Origin of the sequence: Protofrankia sp. CiP1_Cm_nod2 (assembly GCF_920664355.1) — a bacterium.
Lineage (GTDB): Bacteria > Actinomycetota > Actinomycetes > Frankiales > Frankiaceae > Protofrankia.
Genome location: NZ_CAKKTL010000246.1, coordinates 1 through 7,456 on the forward strand (window position 1 = coordinate 1; position 7,456 = coordinate 7,456).

General features: G+C 69.6%; 3 protein-coding genes. All 3 read right to left on the bottom strand.

The features are described 5' to 3' along the window. Positions 1–80 precede the first annotated feature (80 nt). Positions 81–1,157: a Gfo/Idh/MocA family protein gene (locus NBW84_RS20580; protein ID WP_250286525.1), complete on the bottom strand. Its 1,077-nt coding sequence runs from the start codon at positions 1,155–1,157 to the stop codon at positions 81–83. A gap of 217 nt (positions 1,158–1,374) precedes the next feature. After that, positions 1,375–6,090: a DUF4082 domain-containing protein gene (locus NBW84_RS20585; RefSeq protein ID WP_250286526.1), complete on the bottom strand. Its 4,716-nt coding sequence runs from the start codon at positions 6,088–6,090 to the stop codon at positions 1,375–1,377. A 615-nt stretch (positions 6,091–6,705) separates the two neighbouring features. After that, a complete protein-coding gene (gene pth / locus NBW84_RS20590) occupies positions 6,706–7,299 on the bottom strand; it encodes an aminoacyl-tRNA hydrolase (protein WP_250286529.1) in 594 nt (197 codons plus the stop codon). Between the last annotated feature and the right edge of the window lie 157 nt (positions 7,300–7,456).

Genomic DNA, 7,456 nt, shown 5'->3' on the forward strand with positions numbered 1-7,456 from the left:
CGGCCACGGGCCGCCGCCGCGACGCGTCTGGGCTGCCGCCGCGACGCGGCCATGGTCGGGCTGGCGGCCCCGCGGCCGCGTCAGCGATCGACCCGCAGCGGGACGGTGGCACCGTGGTAGTCGAGGCTCCGGGACGCGGCTTCCAGGATGTCCAGTACGCGCAGCCCGGCCCGGCCGTCGGTGCGGGCCGGGCGGCCTTCGCTGATCGCGTCCGCCCATTCGGCCATCACCGAGGCCAGCGCCTCGCGTTCGACGAGGGCCGGGGCGACCATGTCACCGCTGCGGTAGGAGATCATCATCTCGCGCCGGGCCTGGTCGCCCAGGCCGTCGGCGGAGGTGAGGTCCACACCCCGGTCGTGGATGGCCAGCCGCTGGGTGGGGTTGAGATCATCCCATACCAGGGTCCGCCGGGAGCCCCCGACGATCGTTGTCCGGATCTTGGTCGGGGACAGCCAGTTGACGTGGACGTGGGCGATCGCGCCACCGGTGAGTGACAGCGTCAGGTAGGCGACGCAGGCCCGGCCCGCGCCGATCGGGTCGGCGCCCTGGGCCGACACCGCCTCCGGGACCACGCCCGGGGGCAGGATGAAGTCGAGGATCGACAGGTCGTGCGGGGCGAGGTCCCACAGCACGTCCACGTCGCGCTGGACAAGGCCCAGGTTGATGCGTACCGAGTCGACGTAGTGGATGTCGCCGAGCTCACCGGCGTGCGCCAGCTCGCGGATCTTCATCACGGCCGGCGTGTAACAGTAGGTGTGGTCACACATGAGGACCAGCCCGCGCTCCTGCGCGGCGTCCACCAGCTTGACCGCCTCCGCGGACGAGGAGGCCAGCGGTTTCTCCACCAGGACGTGCTTGCCGGCGTCGAGCGCCCGCATGGCGACGTCCGCGTGGGTCGCCGCCGGGGTCGCCACGGCCACCGCGACGACCTCGGGATCTGCCAGCAGGTCGTCGAGCACGGTGGTGGTCCGCACGGTGCTGTACGGGCCGACGACCCGGCGGGCCCGCTCGATGTCGAGATCGCAGACCCACTTCAGCCGCAGCCGCGGCGAATTCTGAATATTACGGACAAGGTTCGGGCCCCAGTAGCCGGCCCCCACAACGGCGACGCCTGTCGCGTCAGGACTCGTTGTTTCCGGGCCCGTTGCTTCCGGCATGATTCGCTACCCCCCAGTATGCGACCACCATTCGCGATCATCAGTCGCGATGGATCGCGCCAATTATGCCAACAGGGTCCGACACGACGGACAGCCCCCGTGCCGGCCCGGCCCGGCGGCCCTGGACACGGGCATCACGCAGGTCGGCGCCGGAGCTTGAGCCCCGGCGCCGACCGATGGACGATCCCAGGTATTCAGTGACCCACAGTGTCGATCATCAGGTTGTCTGAACGACCACGTCCACCCAGTAGTTGGTGCTGTTGTAACTGTTCGTCGGGAATCCGCCCGCGCCGTGCAGGTAGACACCGTTACCGCCGGCGAGGCCGGTCAGCGGAGCGGCCCGGTACTGGCTGCTGAAGAAACCGCCGTTGTTCGCGTACCCGCCGACGGTCGTGTGGTAGCTGGCCACGTACTCCGTCCCGGCGGTGATCGCCACCGGCGTGGCGAAGGCCAGTGTCTGCCAGCCGGTCGCGGTCTCGTTGGTGAAGGTGCCGGTCGCCAGCAGCTGCCCGGACGCCGACCACAACGACCCGGTGTGGGTGCCCGTGTTGGCCGCGCCCTTGTAGAACCGCACGCCGGTCACACTGCCGTTGACGTCCGAGGTGAAACGGACCCCGAGCTCGATGGCGCCGGTGTCCGGGCTCGACGGGTTCGCGGGCACCTGGGTGCCGAACAGCGTGCACGGGCAGGTCGACACCGGCTCCTGGGTGACGATGACCGGGCTGACCCAGTAGTTGCTGTCGTTGTAGGTGGTCGTCGGGAAGCCCGCCGAGCCACCGCGGAAGACCCCGTTCGTCCCGCCCGCACCGGAGGCGGGGGCGTGCAACGGCGTCGCGTTCCAGTCATTTGCTGCGAAGTAGCCAGTAGCTGACGCATAGCCGCCGTTCGGGGCGTAGTAGCTCGCGACATATGTGGTGTTCGCGCTGATCTGTACCGGTGTGCCGAAGGTCAGCGTCTGCCAGCCGGTGGCGGTCTCGTTGGTGAAGGTGCCGTTCGTCAGCAGCTGCCCGGACGCCGACCACAACGACCCGGTATGGCTACCCGTGTTGTTCGTGCCTTTGTAGAAGGTGATTCCCGTGACCCAGGAGGTGACGTCGCTGCTGAACCTGACACCGAGTTCGTAGGGATTGGCGTCGCTGCTGGTCGGGTTCGCCGGCACGGTTGACGCGGGCCACAGCGTGCAGGGGCAGGTGGCCGGCGTCCCGGTCGTGAACGTCCACGTGTACGGCGACGCGAGTGCCACCCCGTTCACACCGCTTGCGTTCGCCGAAGCGGTGTAAGTGGTGCTGAACTGCAGCGGAGCGGACGGCGTGAAGGTGACCCGGCGCGCCGCGTCGTCGTACGCGGCCGAGCCGCTGACGTTCGTCGCGCCGGCCTTCAGCGTGAACGTGATGCTGGCCGGGTCGAGCGACCGGTCAAAAGTGATCACCGGTCGCACCCCGAGCGCGACACCCGTGCCGGCGTTGGCCGGGCTGACCGACACCACCCGAGGCGGTGTCGGTGCCGGCTGGGTGGTGGAGAACACCACGTCCACCCAGTAGTTGCTCGAGTTGTAGCTCTGCGCCGGGAACACCCCGCCGTTCCCCGGTGCGAACACGCCGTTCGGCCCGTCCACGCCGTTACCGAGCGCGGTCAGCGGCCCGTAGGACGTCCCGCCGGAGGCGAAGTAGCCGGATGTGGCCGAGTAGTAGCCGACCGACGTGTGGTAGCTGGCCACGTAGGTGGTGCCCGCGGTGGCCTGCACCGGCGGGTCGATCGTGACCTGCTGCCAGCCCGTCGTGCTCTCGTCGGCGAAGGTGGCCGTGGCCAGCTGGGTACCGGTGGCGGACCACAGCGTGCCGGTGTGGACGCCGGTGTTCTTCGGCCCCTTGAAGAAGCGGATCCCGGTGATCCAGCCGTTCTGGCTCGCCCGGACCTTCACCCCGAGCTCGAGCGCGGACGGGTCGTTCACGGTGACCGTGCCGGGCTGTTGCAGGTCGCTCCAGACGGTGCACGGGCAGGTGCCCGGTGGCGGCTGGGTGGCGCCGGTGGCGAACGTCCACGCGTACGCGGGGCTGATGGCGTGCCCCTGGTAGTCGGCGGCGGTGATCGTCGCCGTGAACGCCGTACCGGCCGCCAGGGCCGCGTTCGGGGTGAACGTCGCGCTGAGCGCCGCCGAGTTCACCGACACCGTCCCCGCCACCGACGTACCGCCGCTCGTCTTGAGCGTGAAGGCCACCGACGACGGGTTGAACGGCTTGCCGAAGAGGACCTTCAGCGAAGTGTTCAGCGGGAGGGAGGAACTGCCCGCCAGCGGTGACACCGACACCACCTGGGGTGGCGCCGTGTCGGTGGCGGTGTCGCCGGCGAACACCACGTCCACCCAGTAGTTCGTGCCGTTGAACGTGTTCGTCGGGAAACCGGAGGAGCCGGCGCGGAAGACACCGTTGGCGCCGTCCATGCCGTCGGGCAGGGCGAGCAGCGGAGCGGTGTAGGCCGCCTTCCCGGTGAAGTACGTTCCGTCACCGGCGTAGTGGCCGCTGGGCGCGTAGTAGCTCGCCACATAGGTGGTGTTCGCCTGCACCGCCACCGGTTGGGCGAAGGTCAGCGTCTGCCACCCGGTCGCGGTCTCGTTGCTGAAGGTGCCGGTGGCCAGCGCCGTGCCGGTGTTCGACCACAGCGTGCCGGTGTGGGTGCCGGTGTTGCCCGCGCCCTTGTAGAACCGGACCCCGGTGATCGTCCCGTTGATCGTCGAACGGACCCGGACACCGACCTCGATCGCGCCGCCGTCCGGGTCCGCCGGGTTCGCCGGCACCGCGTTACCGAAGATCGTGCACGGGCAGGTGCGGGGGTCGACGATCAGCGAGGCCGTGACCGGACTGCTCAGCCGGGCGCTGTCGTCGCTGGCCCGGACCTTCAGCGAGAAGGTGCCCGGCGCGTTCGGTGTGTACGTGTACGACCAGTTCACGTTGGCCGCGACCGCGGGGATCTGGGCGGGATGCCAGCTCGAGCCGCCGTCCGTCGACACCTCCACCCCGGCGACCACACCGCCGACGTCCGTCGCCGTGCCCGTCACCGCGTACGACTGCCCGACCACTCCGTGTGCTGTCGAGGTCACCGTGACGCTCGGCGGCAGGGCATCCAGGCTCGCCGCGGCCGAGACCAGGCCGCTGATCAGGCTCTTCGGCTGTGCGCCCATGTCGGCGAACAGGTTCACCGTGGCCTGCTGCATCGCCGGGCTCGCGGTGCTCGGCGGGCCGTCGTGCACCGCGTCCAGACCGTAGGCCCACTGGACGGTGCCGGCGCCGAAGACCAGCGCTCCGCTCGCCGCCCGGTAGAGGGTCATGTTGTGGGTGACCTGGCCCGGGCCGACCTGGCTGCCGTAGTCCAGCAGCTTGTGCTGGACGTTCTCGGTCTGCGCGGTCAGGTCGAACACCCCCGCCGGCCGGAAACCGTTGTCCGGGTCGGTGTCGAACTCGTACCCGAGGGTGGCGTCCGCGAGCGTGACGGTCGTGCCGGGCGCCGCGCTGGCCACCGCGGTGTTCCGCCAGAAACGCAGTTTCGAGAACGCCGCCGGAATCTTCATCGCGAAGTCCGTCGGCGGGTCCACCATGTACAGCGTGCCCTGCAGCTCGTTCTCGGGGCGGCCGCCGTTGCTCGGCGGGCTGTAGCGCGGATCCCGCCAGGTGCCCGTCCACTGCGCCGGATACTGCGGATCCTGCGGGCTGGAGTTCTTCGTCTCCTTGTAGCAGACGATCGTCCGCCAGTTCGTCGACGAACCGTCGATGCTCGGCTCCCAGCGCGTCTTCCAGTAGATGCTGTTCGCGCTGAAGAACGCCAGATCGACCCCGGCGTCGCGGGCGGCCTGCACGTTGGCCCGCTGCTCACCCGACCAGTACTCGTCGTGCCCCGACGAGATGAACACCTTGTGGTTCTTGATCAGATCGCCGCGCCGGGCCGAGTCCACGTCCGTCGTGTACGTCAGGTCGTACCCGTTCGCCTCCAGGAAGCGGATCATCGGATACTCCGCGGCGAAGATCCAGTTGTGGCCGTCCACCTCGCTCACCCGCGACTGGTACGGCCGGTTGTAGCTGACCTTGTACGCGCGTCCCGCCGGGCTGCCCTTGTACAGGCTGTTCCCGCCGTAGGCGTTGTACGCCGTCCAGGTCGAGTCCGACGTCTGCAGCGTCAGGTCGGAGTGGCTGGAGTCGTCACGCACCACGAACGGTATGTGGCTGGCACCCTGGCCGTCGGTGCGGACCAGCTTCACGATGTACAGGCCGGACACCGCGCTCGAGGGCACCGCCCACGACGCCGACGCCGCCCAGTTCCCACAGTCGATCAGACCGGTGGCCACGTCGTTGAGGCAGGCCGGCTGGGCCTGCGGGTACGGCGCGGACGGGTTCACCGTCGCGACCTTCCGGGCGCCGTCACCGCCGTAGTAGCCGAGCCGGTAGATGTCGAGCCGGTACGCGGACGCGGTACTTTTGATCTTGAAGGAGACCGTCTGCCCGACGTTCACGCTGATGTCCGTCGCGAAGCCCTGCAGGCTCGGGTCGCCCGCGTCGGGACTGTCCAGGTCCCACTCCGACTGCGGGCTGCCCTGCTGCTGGTTCTCACAGACGATCTTGCCTACCAGCAGCGGGAGGCACGTCGAGAGCGACAGCGCCTGGGTCGACGAGGTCGACTGGTCGGTCGCGGTGGCGGCGGCCGGCCCGATGGTGTCGGTCACGGGGGCGGACGTCCCCGAGGAGGACGCCGCCAGGCTGTCTGCGTCCGTCGCCGTTCCCGTCCCCGCCGTGCTCGCGGCCGGGGCCACCGGCAGGGCGCCCGGCGCCAGCCGGGGCAGCCCCAGCACCGCCACAGCCACTGCCACACCGGTGAGCAGCGCGCAGATACGGGCGGCCCGAGGCCACGGACGGCGCTGACGCCGGCGGGCGCCGAGGCCTCTCACGCCGGCCTCCGTCCAGCGGAAACCACTATCCCGCCCACCGGAGAATCAACAGACAAACATTTTGACGTGTATCCACAAGCCTCGCTGGCATGTGGAAACCGCCGCCCACCGGTAACCCACCGGTACAGGTTCACAATCATCCCCCCACAAATCCGAACCGTCGTCCGGCCGACAACCGCAGGTGACGGGCCGACCGCGCCTTCTCCCAAAGGCGACGGAGTACGGAAATCAAACTCGGGGGACACGGCGACGCCCCCGCCTCCCGTGCCACCCGCGTGCCACATCCAGCCGTACCGATGGAGGTGGCGCCCAGTCAGATTAGACGACCGGATCAAACCCGGTGACAACCGGTTGCGGCAAACCGCGGAAAACTATTACGGCGAGTGGCACCCCACGCACAAAAGGCCACATCGAGGCCACTTCTCAAAGATTGACAGGGCGTCCGGTCATTGGCGGGGACGGCCGGCCATTGCGGGGCCTCGTTCCGATGACTCCGAGTCCCGACGGCTCCGGCGGCTCCGACGGCGGCCTCCCGAACGGCGGCCTCCCGAACGGCGTCGCTACCGGCACCGGCGTCGCTACCGGCACCGGCGCGTCGCGGCGGGCAGGCACGGATCAGGAGTGCGGCTTGGCGGGCGAGGTGTGGAAGGCGTTCTGGGTGGCCTCCAGGCCACTGCCGAGCAGCGACTCCACGGCATCGGCCGCCCGGTCCACCAGAAACGGGAGCTCCTTGCGTTCCGGAGCCGAAAAGTCACGCAGGACGAAGTCGGCCGGATTCATCCGGCCGGGCGGGCGCCCGATCCCGACCCGGACCCGGAGATAGTCACGCGAACCCAGCGCGGCGGTGACCGAACGCAGACCGTTGTGCCCGTTGTCGCCGCCGCCGAGCTTGAGCCGGATCGTCTCGAACGGGATGTCCAACTCGTCGTGAACGACCACGACGTGCCCGATGTCGACTTTGAAGAAGGCGCGCAGGGCCGCTACGGGCGGGCCCGAGGTGTTCATGAAGGAGCGGGGCCTGGCGAGCAGCATGCGGGCCCCGGCGAGGTGGGCCTCGGCGACGTCCGCGCCTCCCCGGTGCGCGCGGAAACGGTCCCCGACCCGCTCGGCCAGCAGGTCGAGAACCATGAATCCGATGTTGTGCCGGTTGCCGGCATACGTCGGGCCGGGATTGCCCAGCCCGACGACCAGCCACGGGCCGGCGGCCATGCTCCCGGCCTGGGCCTGGGCCTGGGCCTGCGTCCGGGGCCCGGTCGCTGACGGAGTCATCGCGGCGTCATCCGGGCGGCGGCGTCATCCAGGCGGAAGAAGGTCATCCAGGCGGGAGAAAACGTCGGTCAGGCCGAAGCGCCGGCCTGCGCCTGCT